This is a genomic window from Pseudomonas sp. MF6755 (genome assembly GCF_016405635.1).
GTDB lineage: Bacteria > Pseudomonadota > Gammaproteobacteria > Pseudomonadales > Pseudomonadaceae > Aquipseudomonas > Aquipseudomonas haemolytica.
Genome location: NZ_JAEKDA010000014.1, coordinates 55,106 through 73,436, shown reverse-complemented (window position 1 = coordinate 73,436; position 18,331 = coordinate 55,106). Strand labels below are relative to the sequence as shown.

The 18,331-nt window shown below is 58.1% G+C and carries 17 protein-coding genes; 6 read left to right on the top strand and 11 right to left on the bottom strand.

Translation table 11 applies throughout. From position 1 onward, the window contains the following. Positions 1 to 16: 16 nt before the first annotated feature. Genes JFT66_RS19220 through JFT66_RS19210 form a run of 3 tightly spaced genes read left to right on the top strand, consistent with a single transcriptional unit; the run spans position 17 to position 3,138 of the window. Positions 17 to 1,285 carry a carbohydrate porin gene (locus tag JFT66_RS19220; protein ID WP_198859890.1) on the top strand — a complete coding sequence of 423 codons (1,269 nt, stop codon included), beginning with the start codon at positions 17 to 19 and terminating at the stop codon, positions 1,283 to 1,285. A 29-nt stretch (positions 1,286 to 1,314) separates the two neighbouring features. Further along, positions 1,315 to 2,934, top strand: coding sequence for a GMC family oxidoreductase (locus JFT66_RS19215; protein ID WP_198859889.1), 1,620 nt, complete (start codon positions 1,315 to 1,317; stop codon positions 2,932 to 2,934). Positions 2,935 to 2,970: 36 nt separating this feature from the next. Beyond that, the gene (locus tag JFT66_RS19210) at positions 2,971 to 3,138 is read left to right on the top strand and encodes a DUF2986 domain-containing protein (protein WP_153871010.1); all 168 of its coding nucleotides are present in this window, start codon (positions 2,971 to 2,973) and stop codon (positions 3,136 to 3,138) included. A gap of 17 nt (positions 3,139 to 3,155) precedes the next feature. Here the strand turns inward: JFT66_RS19210 and JFT66_RS19205 are convergent, their stop codons facing one another. From JFT66_RS19205 to JFT66_RS19195, 3 genes are all read right to left on the bottom strand, one after another. Further along, positions 3,156 to 3,698, bottom strand: a complete 543-nt coding sequence (locus JFT66_RS19205; protein WP_198859888.1) for a GNAT family N-acetyltransferase — start codon at positions 3,696 to 3,698, stop codon at positions 3,156 to 3,158. Continuing rightward, positions 3,688 to 4,899, bottom strand: coding sequence for a YeeE/YedE family protein (locus JFT66_RS19200; protein ID WP_198859887.1), 1,212 nt, complete (start codon positions 4,897 to 4,899; stop codon positions 3,688 to 3,690). The genes JFT66_RS19205 and JFT66_RS19200 overlap by 11 nt, the downstream gene beginning before the upstream one ends. Before the next feature lie 108 nt (positions 4,900 to 5,007). Further along, the gene (locus JFT66_RS19195) at positions 5,008 to 6,225 is read right to left on the bottom strand and encodes an MFS transporter (RefSeq protein WP_198859886.1); all 1,218 of its coding nucleotides are present in this window, start codon (positions 6,223 to 6,225) and stop codon (positions 5,008 to 5,010) included. Between the two features lie 120 nt (positions 6,226 to 6,345). Here JFT66_RS19195 and JFT66_RS19190 point away from each other — a divergent pair, with 120 nt between their 5' ends. Further along, positions 6,346 to 7,002, top strand: coding sequence for a TetR/AcrR family transcriptional regulator (locus tag JFT66_RS19190; RefSeq protein ID WP_198859885.1), 657 nt, complete (start codon positions 6,346 to 6,348; stop codon positions 7,000 to 7,002). Between the two features lie 25 nt (positions 7,003 to 7,027). Here JFT66_RS19190 and JFT66_RS19185 read toward each other — a convergent pair whose 3' ends face one another. Together JFT66_RS19185 and JFT66_RS19180 are read right to left on the bottom strand one after the other, a co-directional pair. Then, positions 7,028 to 8,338, bottom strand: coding sequence for a sensor histidine kinase (locus tag JFT66_RS19185; RefSeq protein ID WP_153838049.1), 1,311 nt, complete (start codon positions 8,336 to 8,338; stop codon positions 7,028 to 7,030). Continuing rightward, the gene (locus JFT66_RS19180) at positions 8,331 to 9,005 is read right to left on the bottom strand and encodes a response regulator transcription factor (protein ID WP_198859884.1); all 675 of its coding nucleotides are present in this window, start codon (positions 9,003 to 9,005) and stop codon (positions 8,331 to 8,333) included. Before JFT66_RS19180 ends, JFT66_RS19185 begins: the two co-directional genes overlap by 8 nt. A gap of 290 nt (positions 9,006 to 9,295) precedes the next feature. On the opposite strand from JFT66_RS19180, the gene JFT66_RS19175 reads away from it, so the two are divergent. Further along, positions 9,296 to 9,568 carry a hypothetical protein gene (locus JFT66_RS19175; protein ID WP_198859883.1) on the top strand — a complete coding sequence of 91 codons (273 nt, stop codon included), beginning with the start codon at positions 9,296 to 9,298 and terminating at the stop codon, positions 9,566 to 9,568. Between the two features lie 416 nt (positions 9,569 to 9,984). Beyond that, the gene (locus JFT66_RS19170) at positions 9,985 to 10,590 is read left to right on the top strand and encodes a hypothetical protein (RefSeq protein WP_198859882.1); all 606 of its coding nucleotides are present in this window, start codon (positions 9,985 to 9,987) and stop codon (positions 10,588 to 10,590) included. Positions 10,591 to 10,821: 231 nt separating this feature from the next. On the opposite strand, the gene JFT66_RS19165 is transcribed toward JFT66_RS19170, so the two are convergent. From JFT66_RS19165 to JFT66_RS19140, 6 genes are all read right to left on the bottom strand, one after another. Beyond that, positions 10,822 to 12,237: a TolC family protein gene (locus JFT66_RS19165; RefSeq protein WP_153838052.1), complete on the bottom strand. Its 1,416-nt coding sequence runs from the start codon at positions 12,235 to 12,237 to the stop codon at positions 10,822 to 10,824. Then, the gene (locus tag JFT66_RS19160) at positions 12,234 to 14,408 is read right to left on the bottom strand and encodes a peptidase domain-containing ABC transporter (RefSeq protein ID WP_080752896.1); all 2,175 of its coding nucleotides are present in this window, start codon (positions 14,406 to 14,408) and stop codon (positions 12,234 to 12,236) included. Before JFT66_RS19160 ends, JFT66_RS19165 begins: the two co-directional genes overlap by 4 nt. A gap of 12 nt (positions 14,409 to 14,420) precedes the next feature. Further along, positions 14,421 to 15,677, bottom strand: coding sequence for an HlyD family secretion protein (locus JFT66_RS19155; protein ID WP_198859945.1), 1,257 nt, complete (start codon positions 15,675 to 15,677; stop codon positions 14,421 to 14,423). Between the two features lie 73 nt (positions 15,678 to 15,750). Next, positions 15,751 to 16,737, bottom strand: a complete 987-nt coding sequence (locus JFT66_RS19150; RefSeq protein ID WP_153871020.1) for a tetratricopeptide repeat protein — start codon at positions 16,735 to 16,737, stop codon at positions 15,751 to 15,753. Further along, positions 16,694 to 17,923: a retropepsin-like aspartic protease gene (locus JFT66_RS19145; RefSeq protein WP_198859881.1), complete on the bottom strand. Its 1,230-nt coding sequence runs from the start codon at positions 17,921 to 17,923 to the stop codon at positions 16,694 to 16,696. Before JFT66_RS19145 ends, JFT66_RS19150 begins: the two co-directional genes overlap by 44 nt. Beyond that, positions 17,910 to 18,302 carry a hypothetical protein gene (locus JFT66_RS19140; protein ID WP_153838055.1) on the bottom strand — a complete coding sequence of 131 codons (393 nt, stop codon included), beginning with the start codon at positions 18,300 to 18,302 and terminating at the stop codon, positions 17,910 to 17,912. The genes JFT66_RS19145 and JFT66_RS19140 overlap by 14 nt, the downstream gene beginning before the upstream one ends. Between the last annotated feature and the right edge of the window lie 29 nt (positions 18,303 to 18,331).

Genomic DNA, 18,331 nt, shown 5'->3' with positions numbered 1-18,331 from the left:
AAAAGAGTCCCTGACCATGAACACTCCACTGCGTTTGTGCATTTGTTTGCTCGCCGTATCCCTGCTTCCCCAGGCGTGGGCGCAAACCCCCGAAGGCCCGCTGGCTGACCTTGGCGAACAACTGGCCGGCTACGGCATCCAGCCCCATGTGCAGTTCTGGAGCCTGTCGATGAAGAACCTCGATACCGGCCCGCGGCCCCACAGTTTCGGCAACAGTGGCGACCTGTTCATCGGCGCCGACATCAACCTCGGCCCCCTCGCCGGCCTGGACAGTTCCGCCATTCATATCGAAGAAACCCTGTTCATTCTCGACCAGGGCACCGGGCAACCGACGTCACGCAACTGGCAAGGCGCTGCCGGCAGCTACTTTGCCGGGGCGCCGATTCACAACGACATCACCAGCAACCAACTGAGCCTGCTGACCGTCGAACACCAATGGCTCGACGGCCGACTCGACCTGCACGTGGGCCGCACCAACGCCCGGCGCTATTTCTATATCTACAACTGCGACACCGTGGTCACCTGCAACGACCCGATCATCGACGCGTCCACCGGCGTGCTGCCACCGCCGTATGGCGCCTGGGGCGGCTACCTGAAATACCAGGTAAACCCCAGCCTGTACGTGCACGCGGGGGTGTTCGAATCCAACCCGATGGACTACCTGAAAAAACGCAACGGCCTGGATTTCAGCACCGAAGACGCCAGCGGCACCAGCGTCCTGCTGGGGCTCGGCAGCAAGCCGGGGGATGACACCACGCAATACGAGCTCAACGCTTACTTCAATACCGCCAGGCAGGTCGACCCGTTGACCGCAGCCAGCGACCACGGCACTGCCGGGGCCTTCTTCAAACTCCGCCAGACGCTGTGGCGCGCCAACCTGCAAGGTTTGCAGGTGTTCGGTTCGCTGTCGGCGGCCGCCGATGACAAGCAGCCCTTCAGCCATTTTGCCGAAGCCGGGCTGACCTACCTCGCGCCCTTCGACCGGCCCCAGGACAAGCTCAACGTCAAGGCCAGCTACCTGCGGGTCAACCCTCACCAATTGGCTTTCCAACAGCGGCTACGGACCGACAACAACGGCAACCCGCGCCTGGGCGAACGGGACGTCTACGCCCTGGAAGCCAACGCGCACGTTGCGCTGAGCCGCAACCTGTCCATTGAGCCGAGCGTGCAATACCTGATCAATCCAGACAATTTCTACAACCCCGGCGCGCGGGAACTGAGCGGCAATGGTTTTGTGGTGGGGCTGCAAGTGATGCTGGATGTCGGCTCCCTGCTGGGGCTGTGAAGTTTTTTATCGTCAACGAGGTAATTGTCATGACCCAATCCCCTGCGCACACGTTCGACTACATCGTAGTCGGCGCAGGTTCAGCCGGCTGTGTGCTGGCTAACCGACTGTCCACCGAGCCTGGAGTTTCTGTGTGCCTGGTGGAGGCTGGGCCCAGTGATCGCAAGCTTTTTCCGGGCGCTTACATTCGCACGCCGGCGGGTATTATCCGCTTGATCGCCAACCCGCGATGGAACTGGATGCATCAGTTCGAACCCCAACCGAGCAGCGCTGACAAACCGATCCCCTGCCCTCGCGGGCGAGTCTGGGGCGGTTCGAGTGCAATCAACGGCATGATCTATGTGCGCGGGCACCGCAGCGATTACGACCAATGGGAAGCCGCTGGAAACCGCGGCTGGGGCTACGACGCGCTGTTGCCGTACTTTCAGCGCTCCGAGCATTTCGAGCCCGGCCCTTCACCCTGGCATGGGCAGAAAGGCGGACTGAATGTCGCCCGACAACGCAGCCTGGCGCCGGTCAACGCCGTGTTTCATGAGGCAGGCGCGCAGATGGGCTGGCACTACAACGACGACTTCAATGGTGCGGAACAGGAAGGCTATGGCGCGTTTCACGTCACCCAGATCAACGGTGAACGCTGCAGTGCCGCTCGGGCATTTCTCTACCCGGCGCTGCCGCGAACCAACCTGACCGTGTTCAGCGAAACCCTCACCCATCGCGTATTACTCGATGGCTCTCGCGCCGAGGGTGTTGAAGTCAGCCAGGGAGACCGCACGTTCACACTCAAGGCCCGGCGTGAAGTAATCCTCTGCGCTGGCAGCATCAACTCGCCGCAACTGTTGTTGCTGTCCGGTATCGGACCCGCCGAAGAACTGGCACGCCACGCAATTACCCAGCGCCACGAACTGCCGGGCGTCGGGCAAAACCTTCAGGATCATCAAGACATTGTCTTGATGTACCGCAGCGACAGTGATCTGGGATACGGGCTGTCGCTACGTGGGGTGTTGCCGCTGGCGGCCGCACCGTTTCAATACCTGGCAGCGCGTCGCGGGCCATTGACGTCGAACACCGTCGAATCCGGTGCTTTTTTACGCCTCCACCCCGCCGACGCCGCCCCGCAGTTGGGCTTGATCGTGGCTCCGGCCTTGAAGAACCAGCCCCAACGCCTGATTCCCGTAGGCCATGGCATCAGCTTGCATGTCGCGGTGATGCATCCCAAAAGCCGTGGTCGCGTGCGCCTGCGCTCAGCCGACCCACAGGACAGGCCGCTGATCGAGGGCAACTTCCTCAGCCATCCGGATGATTTGCACACCTTGGTCGAAGGTTTTCGCCTGGTACGTCGGTTGGCGGCAACCCCAGCCTTTACCAAACGCCTGCAGGGTGAATTAGTGCCTGGGCCGAACGTCAGCAGCACAGCGCAGATCGAGCAGTGGATCAGGGAAAACCTGGGGACCGTGTTTCACCCGGTGGGTACCTGCAAAATGGGCAATGACCCCATGGCCGTGGTCGACGATCAATTGCGGGTTCACGGCCTGCAAGGCTTGCGGGTCGCCGATGCGTCGATCATGCCGACGCTGGTTACCGGCAACACCAATGCCGCCGCGATCATGATCGGCGAGAAAGCGGCCGACTTGGTGCGGTTTTTAAACTGATATCATCCAAGCCTTTATCCATCAGGCAAAAAAGACATGAACCGCCAGAAAAAACTGCAACAGCTATTCAAGGCCAAAGCCAAAAAGGCCAGCGCTAAATTGGCGCCGAAAAGCAAAGAGAAATACATCAGTAAAGCGGACCGCGCGAAGCTGGAAGCGCAGGCCAATCCAGAGTCAACGACCGGTGCTGAAACGCCCAGCTGAAGCGCTAGCCTGCGAGCTCACCGAGTGGACGGCTGCGGACATAGCCCCGGGTGCCAGGCCATTGCGCATCGACTCCCCGGTTCAAAGCCTAGGGCATACTCCTGCGCCAGGATGTTGGCCAAGCGCTGATCCTGGTGGGTTTGAAAGCCTAGGCGCCGATAGAACGGCGCATTCCACGGCACGTGCTCAAAGGTGGTCAGCGTCACCGCACGCAGGTGATGGGCGCGCGCATGATCCATCGCCGTCTCAATCAGTTTTCGCCCCCACCCCTGGCCTTGCAGCGGCAAAGCCACCGATACCTCATGGATATGAAGGTCGTCACCCATACGCTCTGCGCTGAGAAAACCTTGAGGCTGGGCGTGCGCGTCGACAACAACCCAACAGGTCGATAGCGCGATCCACTGCCGATGACGATCGAAGCTGATCGGCTCGGCATCCGCCAGCCAATCCAGCCGACCGATCATCCGGAATGCCTGGGCAGCAGAGCGCTCAATGCCGGGCAATAACACGGCATCCTCCGCTCGCGCCAGGCGAATACGGCCGAGCTGCTCAGCAACCACTCAAGGCCACCTGGGGTCGTTCGCCCGCAAAGAAGAAGGGCCGCAAGCGCACGCCCACGGTGTTGCCGATAAATGCCGCCACCAGCCACACCCAGCCATGCAGGCTGCCCGAAGCGATACCGCTGAAATAAGCGCCGATGTTGCAGCCGTAGGCCAGGCGCGAACCGTAGCCAAGCAGCAGACCGCCGATCACCGCCGCGATCAACGAGCGCGCCGGAATATTCAGGCTGGGCGCGAAACGCCCGGCCAGGCCTGCGGCCAGCAGCGCGCCGAGGACAATGCCGATATCCATGACGCTGGTGATGTCTTCCCACACCGGTGCGGCCAGGGCCTTGGCATTGCCCGGCATCTGCCAGAAGGCCCAGCTCGCCACATCCACACCCAACCCACTTGCGACCTTGGCGCCCCACAGCGCGAACGCGGAGGTAATGCCCCACGGCCGCCCGGCCAGAGCCAGGGTGGCGTAGTTGAGCAGCGCCAGGCCAACCGCGCCCCACACCAACGGCCAAGGCCCACGCAGGAAGCGGCGCAGCCCTTGGTGCTCGCTTTGCACGCCTTGTTCAAGCTGGCCGTGGCGACGCTTTTCCAGACGCACTGTGACCACTGCAATCAGCGCGAATACCGCCAGGCTCAGGACCAACGCCGGCAGCACACCAAAACTCTTAACGATGGAAACCGCCGGAAACGACGGCAGTGCAAACCACCAGTCAACGTGGTGGGTGGCGATCAACGAGCCACAGATAAAGAACAGCAGCGTCACCACCATGCGCGCATTACCGCCGCCCACGGTGAACAAGGTGCCTGATGCACACCCGCCGCCCAGCTGCATGCCGATCCCGAAGATAAACGCCCCGAACACCACCGACACACCGGCCGGCGCTACCAGCCCGACCACCGGCTGGCCGAACAAGGTGCCCGCGCCCAATGCCGGGAAAAACAGCAGCACCGCCACCGCCAGCATCACCATCTGCGCACGCAAGCCAGCGCCACGCCGATCATTGATAAACACGCGCCAGGCCGAAGTAAAACCGAAGGCGGCGTGGTACAGGGTCAGACCCAGTGCGGCGCCGACCACCAGCAACAGCACCTGGTGCGCCCCGACCGTGTTTTGCAGGAACAGGGCGCCCGCCACCAAGATGATAAAAGCTATCAGTGGCGCGACAGGCTTGCGTTCGGGGGTCATGGGAAGAGTGACGCTCATGAGGTATCTCAGTGGGTTTAGGTTGGATCGATCGCGAGGCAGCAAGTATACCCCCAACGGTTCGGTGCAGCCCTTTTGCAAACCGCTCACGCTTACGCACTGGGCCCTTCAGTGCCCCACCGCCCCAGGCCCATTGGCAGACCGCCGTCCCGGCTTGAAACCATGGGCATGCGCCGACCAGGCGATCAGCAGCGCGACGATGGCCAACATCAGCATCGCCCACGGAAATGCGGCTACGCCCCAACGATCCAGCAGCACCCCGCCGACGACACCACTGCCGGCAATCGCACTGTTCCACGCCACCACGTTCAGCGACAACGCCACATCCGCACCGTCACCTGCGGCATCGGCCAGGGCGGTTTGCAGCAAGGTGGCCGCACCGCCAAAGCTCAAGCCCCATACCGCCACGCCGAGGTAGAGCACTTCTGGCTGCCTGCCGAGAAGACCGAACACCACGCAGATCGCCGCGAATGCCCCGAGGCTCACCAACACAGTCTTGCGCAACAGCGGCTCGACCAAACGAGCCGTCAGCCAGATGCCTGCCAACGCGGCAACGCCGAACACCAGCAGCACCAGGTCGACCCGGTCCGCCAAACCCGCCGGTGCAACGAACGGGGCAATGTAGGTGTACAGCATGTTGTGCGCCAGCATCCAGCTGATCACCACCGCCAGCACCGGGCGCACACCGGGTGTGGTCAGCACTTTACCCAAGGACAGGCGCTGGTGCGCGGGCTGCGGTGGGTAGTCCGGGACCTTCACCAGCACCCACACGATCAGCCCCAGGGTCAGCGCCGACATCAGGCCGAACGTGCTACGCCAGCCCACCAAGCCTCCGAGCCAGGTGCCCAGCGGCACGCCCAGTGACAGCGCAATCGGCGTGCCGACCATCGCCAACGCCAGCGCCTTGCCCTGTTGATGAGGCGCAACCATACGCCGCGCGTAACCCGCCAGCAGGCTCCAGGCCAGCCCCGCCGCAACACCCGCAAAGAAGCGCGCCACCAGGGTCACGCCATAGTGGGACGACCACGCAGTGATGGAGTTGAACAGCAGGAACCCGACGATGGTCAGCAGCAGCACATTGCGCCGGCGCCAGCCACGGGTGGCGATGGTCATAGGGATCACCGCCAGCACCGAGCCCAGCGCATAAGCGGTGACCATCTGCCCGGCCATGGACGGCGAAATCTCCAGGCCAGCGCTGATCAATGGCAACAGCCCAGCGGGCAGGGTTTCGGTGACGATGCAGATGAAGCCGGTCATGGCCAAGGCGAGCAAGGCACCGATGGGCAGGCGTTCAGACGACGCGGATAAGCTGAGTGAAGGTGTCACGGGAAACTCCTTGGCTGACTTTAATACTGATCGATACAAATGTTGCGCGGCACAACACCGCGTTGTCAACGACTTATGTATCGACTAGTATTTATCTCGTTACCCCAGAGGACTTTCGCCATGGCACAAATGGGCCGCCCCCGTAACTTCGACCGCGACCACGCGGTGGAACAGGCCATGCACCTGTTCTGGCAACACGGCTACGACGCCACTTCCCTCGCGCAGCTCAAGGCTGGCCTGGGCGGCGGTATTTCCGCGCCGAGTTTCTATGCGGCGTTCGGCTCCAAGGAAGCGCTGTTCGATGAATGCGTACAGCGCTACCTGGCGACCTACGCCCAGGTCACCGAATGCCTGTGGGATGAAAGCCTGCCGCCACGTCAGGCCGTCGAAACCGCATTGCGCCAGTCAGCGCGCATGCAGTGCGACAACGCCCACCCCAAGGGCTGCATGGTGACGCTGGGGGTGATGAGCGCGCCGAGCCCGGAACATGCGCGGGTGGTGGATGCGCTGACCCAGTCACGGGCGCGAACCCGGGCGGGGATTGTTGCGTGTGTGCAGCGGGCGATTCGTGCCGGTCAGTTACCGGACACGCTGAATGCAGAGGCGATGGCGACCGTGTTTGATTGCTTCCTGCAAGGCGTGTCGATCCAGGCACGGGATAACACGCCCCATGATCAGATCAATGCGGCGATCAACCACCTGCTGCTGACCTGGGACATCGCCGCCTCTACGGCAGCCCCCGTTCGTCACGGCACGCCAGCCCAGTTCCAACAATAGCGGCGAACACCCTCGCAGTCAGCCGTTAACGGGCTGACTCGACGGCCCGCAAGCTGGTGACATCGAGAACGACGGTGAAACGTTGTTGCTCGCGTATCACCTCAATATGCCAGCCCAGTTTTGCGCATAACTGATGCATCAACTGCAACCCGAGACCGTAGCCAAAATCGCTGGATTCCTCTTGCGGCTTAGCCTCCTGAATGTGGTTGGTAATAAGCAGCCGAGGGTATTTGAAGCTGATTTCTACTTTGCCCTCTTCCGCGTATTGCAGCGCATTACGCAGGAAGTTGCCGATCACGATGCGACACGCGGTGGGGGGTAATCGGCAAGGTTCATTGTGGATGTCGATGCTCAGCTCGATGTCCCGGTTACCGATCAGGTAGCGGTGTTTCTCAATCAGTTCGCCCACCAACTCGCTCAGGTCAATGTCTTCCTCGGGCAACGGTTCGGGACGCTCGCGGCTCATCCACAGCAATGTCTCGGCGATAAGCTGCATATTCAGCACGGAACGCTCGATACGCTGCAAGGAGGATGGCAGGACACCGCCGGACTGCAGGGCCAACAGTTCGATATTGGCCTTGAGCACTGCCAGTGGCGTTCGCAGTTCATGGCTGGTGTAGCGCAACAGGCGGCCTTCACGCTGGCTGGCGGCCTGCACCTGCTCGACACTTTTGGCCAGGGCGTCGGCCAGCATATTGAACTCCTTGAAGCTGAAACCTGGTCGTTCGCTGGCCAGGGCTTCAGGGTTTTTCAGCGTCCCGGACCATTGGACCAAACGTCCCAGCGGGCGGACCAACCACCACACCAGCAAGGCGATGATGATCAACGCCGGTACGAATACCGCCAGGCTGATGAATGTGACGCTCTGTATGACCTGATCAAAATAGGCGTCGGACAGCGGGGTCTCGACCTCACCTCCTACTTCCTGATCATGGTCGATGTCATACATATAAAGGGTTTTGCCATCACCCAGGGGCTGTTCGAGGATTATCTGGACCGGCGCGTCGTCATCATCGGAGTACAGATCGCCGAAGATATGCACCGCGCCGAAGGACAGGCTCGGCGGTACATCAAGCATCTGGCGGATGTTCTGCGGCAACGCCTCCTTTCCGATGACGCTGGTATAGAAGTAATTGTGCGGAGTCGGCGTGGTCGGGTCCTGCTTGTAGTGCCTGACGAAGTACTGGGCTTCCTCTTCCATCATCGCGCTGGCGGTATAGAACAGGCCACGCACGGTAAATTCAGGCAGCAGCCTGCTGTAGATCACCAGCACCACCGCAATCAGAAACAGGAAACTGCCGCTGATCACCCATTTCAAGCTCAGGCCATTACGCATGGGGTTTTACCTGAATGCCGACACCCGGCAGGGTATGGATCAACGGCCGGCCGAAGGGCTTGTCTACCGCCTTGCGCAGCCGATGCATGTGTACTTTGAGCGTATTGCTGTCGGGTGGCTCATCGCCCCAGACTTTTGCTTCCAGGCGTTCTCGGGGCACAGGTTCAGGACTGGCGCGCATCAGGTGCTCCAACAAGCTCCAGCAGATGGGTGACAAATGCAGCTCTTGCCCGGCGCGGCTGACCTTGCGGGTGGTGAGCTCCATTACCAGGTCGTCGACTTGCAGACGATTGGTTTGGCCGCTGCGCCGCAGGCTCAGGGCGCGAATCCTGGCCACCAACTCGGCCAGTTCGAACGGCTTGACCAGATAGTCCTCGGCCCCAACAGCAAAGCTGGCGAGCTTATCGGACAACGCGTCCAACGAGGTCAGCATCAGGATGGGCGTCTGGATGCCTTGCTGGCGTAAACGCTCGCATAGCTGCTGACCGTCCAGCCGGGGCAGCATGATGTCCAGGAGAATCACGTCGTAGTGCTGGGCAAGTGCCAGGTTAAGCCCGGTTTGGCCATTACTGGCGTGATCGCAGACGATGCTGCTGATTTCCAGGTACTCGATGACGGTGGTGGCCAGATCAAGGTTGTCCTCGACCAGCAGCAGGTGAATATGCACGGGGAAATGCCTCGGACAGGTATTGCACAGAGGGTTGAAGCATAACGGAGGTTGAGCAATTTCTATGGATGTTTACCTGACGTTAACCCGCTGCTGCTTAAGCTGAGGCTCTTCTTATCCAGAGCTCGTCACTGCCATGAACCTGCCTTCGATGATCAAAGGCGCCCTGTTAGCCTTGATTTTCCTCGCGCTGATGGTCGCTATACTGCCGCCGCAAGCTCAACGGACACGCCTGGGAGGCAGCAGCTGGTTTCTGGTTGGCCAGAACGTTGAGCAGACAGGGTCGTGTTATGTCGCCAGCACCTCCTGATGACGTCGGTGCCAGCTATACCAACCAGTTGGTAGCCTGTATGGCGCTGATTGTTTGCGTGTCGGTTTCGGTGGGTATTTATATCGCTCGTTTGAATGCGCACGTTGATAAGCAACGAGAGCTCTCGCCGGTGTATCTGCACGAATGTCACAAAGGCCGCGGGGGGTTTATTGTCTACCCTGATGGCAGGCGCAGCGGTGACAGCTGCTACACAGCCGATGAAGATGAAGCGACAGACGCGGACGAGCCTTAGGCTCTACCAGGCTCGCGTGGTGCTCAATGGCTTGAATGCATACTGCCTGGCATCGATTCAGTGCGACTTTTCCAAAATTGCTCACAACGACTTTTGTGATTTAATGAATGCTTCGGGGGCTCCCCATTTAGCAGCGTTTGGCGACCGATTGCGCTAACTGAGCTCTGCTGTTGTTGCGAAAGAACTCAGGAATGTTCGTGCTGTTGGGACGACCTCTTTAGCACTGACGGTCGAATAGGCAAGGTCTTAAAAAAAGCAATTGCCTCTCTGCTCAGTGCTTGCCTTTGAGTGGTGCGATTGCCCGCCTCCACCTCAAAGGACTGACCACCAACACAGAATGAACATTCCGTCAGTATCAGATATGAAAAAAAATCATTCTTCATTTACATGTACCTTCCAACAGCAAAGGACGCTTGATGAGAACTCCGCTATTCGCCCTCACCCTCGCAGCACTATTAAGCGCATGCGCCATTCCCTACGAAACCCCGGAAGCGCGCGCCAATATTGAACGCGATCTGAAGCTCAGCGCAGACGAAATCGTCACCATCACCGAAACCAACTGGTGCTTATTTCCCTATGGTGATTTGCAAGTGTGCCGAGCCACGCAAGGCCTGGGTGTGCTAACCAAGACCAAGCTGGTGCTGGCCGTCTATAAAGGCGGCATCTACCAACAAGCAAAAGTCATCAACGCCAGCGATGTGCAGTGTGCCCACCTGCAAAGTGGCAGGGCCGCAGCCGATCCCTTCTACCTGTTCAGTGACCGTTGGGCCGCCATGCTGGCGCCAGTTACCGTCGGAGGTGCCTTGGCCCTCGACAAAAAAAACCAGTTCCTGAAAGTGCTAGTGCCGCCAAACACTGAAAGCTTTACAGCTGCGCAAGGAAATTTTATCCAGGTCACCGATCGCAAAAATTACTCGGCTGTGGCGGTACCAGGGACCCACGCCTATGTAGGGACCAGCGAGAGCATTAGTCAGATTTTTAATCCGTGTACGCAGGGAAAGAATCGCTCAGCCGCACCCTAAGTCTTGGCCTGAAGCGCGCAGCCGCTTTCAATTCAAGGTGACTGCCTGGTTTTTTCCATGGGAATTGCGCTACGCGTTTGGATAACCGGGTCAAATCCCAAGTAAAAAAGCCTGCATCTCTGCAGGCTTTTCTCTATCTGGCTCCACGACCTGGACTCGAATAGAAAAATATGGGGATGACCAAGCCCCGAATTGTTGGCGTTGACGCCGAATCGACCCAGGCAGCGAGCATTACAACGCCCAGAATCCCAGTCGACCAAGGCTGGCCGCCAGCCTGAGGCGTGATGTCTGCCAGCGGCTGAGAGTTTGAATATGCTCTTGCTCAGCACCGGAATACGCGGTCAAGGCATTGAGCAACTCGATCATGCTACCCACCCCGGAGTGATAACGGCCCTGGACAACCTCCAGCGACTGGCGCGATTGATCGACCAATTCGCTGGTGCGCTGCAGACTCTGGGTCTCAACATTCAACGTCTGGTAGCTGGCCCACAGGTCTAGCGCGACCTCTTGCTCGACCTCAGCCAGTTCTGCTCGGCCCGCGTCTACACGGGCTTGTGCTTGGCGGATCTGGTAGGTCCGGCCAAAACCCTCAAAGATCGGGATGCTCAACTGCAAACCAATACTGCGGTCCCGCTCACGCTCATCGCCATTGAATATCTTCGATTGCTGGCTACGCGCGTACGTCAGGTCGGCGGTCAGTGCCAGGCTCGGAAAGTTGGCAGCGCGCCGCTCATCAACGGCGGCCTGAGCGGCCCTGAGCCTAGCGTGTGCGGCGAGTACTGCCGGGTGATCCTGACGCGCCTGGGTCAACAACTCATCGACCGCCTGCAGGAACTGAGTGTCCGGCAGTGGCGTGAGGTCACCCGCCAACTGCAGAGTCGTTTGGGGTGATAGCCCCATGCGCAAGGCAATCACGCCCAAAGCGTTATGCAATGCTCCACGGTCGCGGATCTGGCGCAAATTAGCCTGGGAAAACGCTGTTTGGGCCTGCAAGCGATCAGAAAGTGCGGCCGCACCGGCTTTGTATTTGGCATCCGCCGCTTCCAGATTGCGAGCCGCCAATTCGGTGATTTGCACCGATGCGGCCAAGCTGCGCTGAGCTGACAAGGCATCGTAATAAGCCTGCGCCGCCTCAACAAAAGTACGCTGCAACATGGCGTCCTGGGTAGCGTTGGCAGCCACCAGCAACTGACGGGCATTGCGCAAGGCGGCCCCGCGTCGACCGAAGTCCACCAACACCCAACTGAGCTCAAGACTGGCGCTGTCACGCCGCCGGTGCCCTTCACCAGAACGCAAGGCCGGCTCATCGTAGTCAACCCGACCATTGCCGCGACTACTGCTAACGCGCCCATCCAGGCGCGGCAGATACGCCGCCTGGCTGAGCCCAACCTGGGCAGCCTGAGCCTTGGCGTTGGCCCAACTGAGACGCGTCTGTGGGTCGTGGCACAGAATCCGTTCGACCACTTGCGCTAACGGCAAACGTTCAGGTAACCGGCCAAAACTACACGGCAGCTCGCCACGTGCATCGTCATACACCGCTTGCCGGGAAACGTTGCGTGCAGTGTCAAAAACGTCTGGCTCAAAGGCCCATGCAGAACGTGAACAACACAGCAAGGCCATCATCAAGACCGAGGATAATCGCTTCATGCCTGGCCCTGTTTCATCGCTGGCGAAGTGTTCGCGGTATGTGCGCTATTCGTTGGTCCGTCAGCATCGTCATGCACCACCCTACCGGCCAGAATCCGGATGACACGGTCCGCAGAGGCAATGGTTTCAGGGCGGTGGGCAACCATGATGCGCGTAATTCGCAACCCCTGAATGGCCTGATTCACGCGCTGTTCACATGCGACATCCAAGTGACTAGTGGCCTCGTCCAGGAAGAGTATTCGTGGTTTCTTATACAGTGCCCTGGCCAGCAGCACGCGCTGCTTTTGCCCCCCGGAGAGCACCGTGCCCATGTCCCCCACCAACGTGTTGTAACCCATCGGCATGGCTAGGATGTCACTGTGAATCGACGCGATCCGGGCACATTCGATCAACCAGGACTGATCCACGTTGAGGTCGAAGAAACTGATGTTATCGCGCAAAGATCCCGCAAACAGCACATCGTCCTGAGTCACAGTACCTACCAGTTGCCGCAGACCATCCAGGCCCAGTTGCGCCATTTCGATACCGGCGATACGAATCTGCCCCCGAGTGGCCGGCAGGATACCGAGCATGACGTTCATCAGCGTGCTTTTGCCGCAACCGGACGGGCCAACGATAGCCACCGACTCACCCGCAGCAATGTGCAGGTCAAGGTTGTCCAGCACCCAGGGCTCCTGCTCGGCATAGCGGTAGTGCAGTCCCTGGATTTCAATGCTCGCATCACAATCCATGAGTGTCTGCAGGTCGACACTGGAAACGGTTGTTTCCGGTGGGTGCAGAACAATATCTGCCAGCCGTTCGCCCTGCAGTTGCAACATACGCAGCTCGAAAAACTTGTCGATCAAGTTACCTACTCGGGTATCAAACTGCGTTTTATAGGCGATAAACGCGATCAACAGCCCGACACTGAACTGGCCATCTATCACCATGCTTGCGCCAAACCAGATCACCAACAGGTTCTCAATACCAAACAGCAACCCATTTAATTGTTGATAGAGCAACCGCAGCTTTTGCGTGCGCAATCCAGCGTTGATCTGCTCCACCAACAAGCCAAGCCAGGCTGAACGACGCTCTTCCTGGCGCTGAAACAGTTTCAAGGGGCGAATGCCACGCACTGTTTCCAGAAAATGGCTTTGCTGGCGTGCGGCATGGATGATTTGCTCTTCGGTCGCATTGCGCAGCGGTCGATACCAAAGGCAGCGACCAACGGCATACAGCAGCATAGTGGCGATCGCGATAGCGGCCAGGGCTGGACTGTAGAGCAGCATCATTGCAAGGGTCGCGACGGACATAAGACCGTCGAGAATCGCCGATAGGAACGCCGCCGTCAGCGTTTGCTGAATAGTGTCTACCGCGCCGAAACGCGACACCACATCTCCCAAGTAGCGCTTCTCGAAGTATTGGCTGGGCAACCGTAACAAGTGGCTGAAGACATTCGCACGCCACTGCACGGAAAGCAGCGTACTCAAATGCATCATGACCCAGGCACGCACGCCGCTGACCGCTTGTTGCATCAACAATAACAAGGTAAAGCCCAGTACCAATGTACTGAGCAGATCGTGGTCGGCGCTGATAATGACGTTGTCGATCGTCCACTGAAGCAAGAACGGGGTGATCAGGGAAAAGACCTCGAGCGTCAGTGCCAGCAGCAGTACTTGCACCAAAGAGCGGTACAGCCCGCTAATGCGCCCCATCATGTTCAGGAGTTTGATTCTTGGTTTGTCTTCTTGCAGCTCGAAACCGCTGTTCGGCCACAGTTCCAGTGCGACACCGGTGAAGCTTTGAGATAAACCTTCATGATTGATCCGGCGCAGCCCACGCGCAGGATCATGTACAACCACGCCTTGCCGATCGACCGCCTTGAGTACGACAAAGTGGTTGAAGTTCCAGTGCAGGATACAAGGTAGCTTGAGCTGGCCGAGGCCGCCCACATCCAACGTGACAGCACGAGCACCCAGTTGCAGTTGCTGAGCACTATTGATCAGTTGTTTGAGGGCAATTCCTTTGAGGGAGACGCTGCAACGGCGGCGCAAATCCAGCATATCGACCCGATGCCCGTGGTATCCAGCAATCATCGCCAGGCAAGCCAGGCCGCATTCAGTCGCTTCGGTCTGCAATACCACGGGCAGACGACGCCCGGGACGCAAGGCTATGGCGTCAAGAAAAGTCATGGGAGGGGGTTCCTAGAATTTGCCGGTGAGGCTGTAGAGAGGCTCCAGCACCCATTCATAAAGGCGGCGGCTTTCCTGCAGGATGTCGGCATCCAACAGCATTCCGCTTTGCAGCAACTGAGGCTTGCCATAGGCCATAACGGTCTGCTCGTCGAGCTGTACACGCAGACGGTAGAGCTGTTCGCCGTTACGCGACAGCCCCGGCACCTCACCCGTCATAATGGCAAGATCCGCAGAGGGCACGGCAGTGCGCGATATGGACACCACTTGAGCGTGATATTGGCCGAACTTCTGATAGGGATAGGCCTGATAGCGGATCAGCACAGCGTCCCCCGGTTTGATAAACCCGACGGCTTTGCTCGGGGCGTAGAGCTCAGCCTGCAGTTGGGCGTCATGGGGCAGGATGCTCAACAACGTACGCGACGGGTCCACTGTCTGGCCGACTTCCGTCAGAACTGCCGTTGCCACACCGTTTCCTGGAGCAGTGATCAATACAGTACGCTTGGCTTCACTCTCTGCCAGCTCTTGTTCGATACCCGACAGTTGCCGATGTATCGGCGCCAGTGCATTGGCTTGGCGTGTTTCAAGCCCCGCCAACTCGTTGTTGCGCTCGGTGAGTTGTTGGATGATTGAACTGCGCTCGCGATCCAGGCCCTGCAGGGCTTGACGCTGCCCCAAAAGCTCGGCTTGCCGCTGCTGGAACTGGTCCATAGAGATGTAGCCCTTTTGCATCAATCCCTGATAGCGATTCGACGCATCCCCCGCCAGCGCCACGCGCTCGCGCTGGCTGACCAATTGCGCAGCCAGGTTGGCTTGCTCATTACGCAGTGTGCTCACCTTACTGGTCAAACTGTCGCGCTCAGCCTGTTGCAGTTGCCGGGTTTTATCGAGTTCTTGCTCCAGTGACTCCTTGCGTTGCTTGAGCTGATAACTCACGCGTGCCTGCACCGGGTCGGCGCCGGCATCATAACGTTCACTGGAAATAGTCAGCAGAGGCTCGCCCATGACAACGGACTGTCCTTCGACGACAAACTTTTGCAGCACCACTCCGGTTTGCGGCGTACGGACATTTATCTGGCCATTGGCTGGAACCAGTTGGCCACTCACCGTGCTGCGCTTGGTGTAAGAGCCCCAGATAAAAAAGCTGCCTACCAAGACCAGCATTCCCAAGGCGAACGTGGTGAGAAAAGTGAAGGATGTCGGCCGGATCAGCACAATCTCCCCCAGCCATTTGACGCGCTGCGCTTCAGACGCGGCCCTGCGAAATATCCTGTCGCCCACAAATCACTCCTGACACCCCTGCACGCCGGATGCTTTGCGCAGCATCCGTTCACGGTTGTTTTCACTTATTGATCATTAGTCCGCGTCGGTTATTGTCATCTTTGATGAACGTTTGTATTTGCTTTCGCCATGCAGCTTTTGTCTGCTCGTCGGCAGCATCACTGAGAGCGGGCATTTTTTTCTCGATAATTCCCAGGCGCTTGGCGGCTTCGGGAACCCGTGCACTGGCTAGCCAATACCACTTGTAGGCCTCGGGTAAATTGACTGCCTGACCAAGCCCTTTCTCGAAGATATAGCCAAGATTTGCTTGCGCCTGAGGCACGTCAAGCATCGCTGCCTCTGTGTACCACTGGGTGGCCATGGGCAGATTTTTGGGCATGCCAACACCCGTGGCGAAACACTTACCGGTTAGAAAAGCGCCTTCACCAAGACCGGCCTTCGCTGCCTTTTCATAGTATTGACAAGCCGATTCAGGGCTAGCGTCCGCGATCAGGTGGTTAGCACTCAAGGAGCCCAAACGAAACAACGCTTTTGAATAATTTAGCTGTGCCGATTTTTTATAGTACTCAACGGCTTGGGGTATGGACTTGCTTACCCCAAGACCGGACTCGTACATAAAGCCTAAATTGTAGATAGAAGTCGGGTTTTCATGTGCTGCTGAAAGTTCCAGATAATGCTTGGCCTTAACATAGTCAGCTGCGCCAATCGCCTGTCCGTCCAGATACAAGGCACCCAAGGTCGCCTGTGCAGCGGCATGGTTTTGTTGGGCCAAGTCAGTCCATAGGTTTAGTGCGGCGTTGACATCCCGGGTGTGCCCCTTCCCCGTGAATAGCAATCCCGCTAGCATATTTCTGGCATCAGGATCGTTAGCTTGCTTGGCTAGCGTAGAAGCCAGGGAATAAGCACTTGAATAGTCATCTCGGTTGTAGGCCGCCCGCGCGTCGTCTATGTTTGCCGCGTGCGCGGCCGAGAGAAACAGGGCACAGCAGGCTGCCATCAGCCGCTTATTGAACTGGAATTTTTTGTTTGTAGCAGGCTCTTGATTCATGTGTGTTCCATATTAATTCGTAGTCTTGAAACGCTGGCCATCCCAAGACATAGGGCGTCAGGTACTTTTGTTCGGCCAGTGTCGTATAGGAAACATCTTTCGCCCTCCCCCCTATGTTCAGATGGGTGGTGGTATGGATAATTGCTCGGGGAAATGTACCATTCGCATCGGTCATTATTTTGCTTCGCTGATCACTCCTCGCTGAACCGACCCTGGTCTCGCCACCACTTAAGTAGTAAAGATTGCCGGTATCAAGGGAAGCAGCGGTTTGTTGGCCATCCACATTAGCGAGCACATATAAAAACTGAGTTTGTCGTGAATAAGAGCTGCCTAGAAAGACGCTGCCCACGCACTGCTGTTCAAGCGCCTCTATTTCCGCGGGGGTTACGTTCAGTGCAATATGCTCACTTCCAACAATGACATTGTCGAAACTAGACATCAGGTCCAGACCAAACAAACTGAGCGACCCGCCCACGATAACCAGAACGTTTCTGAGTTCAATGCCCGAAAGGTTCATCTCCCTGATCAAGCCGTACTGGGCATTCACCGATTGCCGGCTGTAATAGCTATTGATTTCCACCGGCAACTTAATCAATTCAACGCCATAGCGGAGGGCATCAGACTCGCCGATAACTGTCACGCTCGCACCCGTATCAAACAAGACCTTTGCCGCATGCCCATTGATTTCAACTTCAAGCAAAGGGTCGGTAGCGCTTTTCAGATAATCATTTTCTTCACTGCTTAAGAGTATTTGAGTGCGCTTCAATAAGCCGATTTGCCGATCGCCCACACGTTTGAGCGTATCGACATCCAACTGAGCGATAAACTGTTCGGCTCGACGAAGCTGTTCTGCAGTCATGGACACCAGTACCTGCGCATAAGCCGCGAAGTGCCCATCATTCAGGTGATTACCGAGCAGTATGAGTTTGCAGGCGGTCGCCGTGTTTTCCACATTCAGGACTGCGCAATCACTAAGGCTGACTGGCGTCGCGGGCTTCTTGGACTGTGCCCTGGCCAGAACGGCGGAAAGCAGCGTATTAGCGTCTATTCTTGATGCGTCCAAACCGCGTAATGGAATAGAACTCGGGGCATACAGTTTAGCTTGTATGTCCTGCAACTCGACAGCACTCACTGGGTTCGACAGCAAGAATGCAACCACGTATAGAGTGAGGCTATTGCGGCCCATTTTTCAGTCCCAATGATCGCTCGAGCCTTTTAATTTCGTCTTCCGACAGCAGCGACTTCGGTGGCACGGTGAACGCTTTTTGCGGCGACGGCAGCGGATTGGCGATAGTGGTCTTTTTTACTTTTGTTGCAATTTCCCCGCTGCTCACGGGGTACAAGGCCTCATCCAAACACTTATCCCGCATTGTTTGGCTGGACAAGCCATAGCAACCCTTTCCATTTGACAGTGCCCTGGCTTCACAGGTACTGCGACCATCAGGATCCTGCTGCTCTACACAGCTCAAAGAACCGAATGCATGGCCTAGCACACTGGCCGGGTCAGCAGCATGAGCGACGGTGTAAAACAGCAACGGCGCCAAGGCGAGTAATGTATTTTTCATATTCGGTCACTCATAGAAAGTGTGCCAAT